This window comes from Aminobacter sp. P4_D5, from assembly GCF_056401815.1.
Window position 1 is genome coordinate 1 of sequence record NZ_JBFUIP010001197.1, and the last position, 560, is coordinate 560.

At 69.1% G+C, this 560-nt stretch carries 2 protein-coding genes; one reads left to right on the forward strand and one right to left on the reverse strand.

Annotated features, from left to right (window positions below):
• Window positions 1-259 (forward strand): GSU2403 family nucleotidyltransferase fold protein (locus AC1DWF_RS37455; RefSeq protein ID WP_476843480.1); only part of this gene is annotated, 259 nt, incomplete at its 5' end.
• A gap of 25 nt (window positions 260-284) precedes the next feature.
• Here AC1DWF_RS37455 and AC1DWF_RS37460 read toward each other — a convergent pair.
• Window positions 285-497, reverse strand: a complete 213-nt coding sequence (locus AC1DWF_RS37460) for a hypothetical protein (protein WP_476843481.1) — start codon at window positions 495-497, stop codon at window positions 285-287.
• Window positions 498-560 lie beyond the last annotated feature (63 nt).

Below are 560 nucleotides of genomic sequence, written 5' to 3' on the forward strand. Positions count from 1 at the left end.
GGCGCGGCTGGTCGTGCCCGACCCCCGATGGTTCTCGCTCCAAAAACTCTGGATGTCGGCGCAGGGGAAGAGGGACCCGGTGAAACGCCCCAAGGACGAGCGCCAGGGAATGGCCATCCTCGACGCGGTCTGGGACGCGATGCCGCAATACCCGCTGGACGAAGTCTTCGAGGCCGAGATCCCACCGGAGCTCCAGCCGCACTACACGCGCTGGCGCACCAGTCGCGAGGGCCGCCCCCGCGCTAGCCGGGGATGGTGATTCCTGCTGCGTCCGCATCCATCCCTCATCTCTGAATTCCCCGCGCGGCGCGGACCAGCGGCACCAACGACAGCAGGATTGCGGAGACGAGGATCCCTGTCGTCACGAGCCCCGCGGGCGTCGTGCGAGCTGCGGCCGTGACGCTGGCCGGGCCGAGCCGGAGCGTCACGCTGGCCTTCATCTCCTCGGGATGGGTGCTGCCCGGCGGGTGCGTGGTTTCGGGATCCTCGGAATCCATGTTCGGCCTCCTGATCGGGTGACGCCGTCAGCATAGCGCCGGCATCGCCGCATGCGTCTCCGG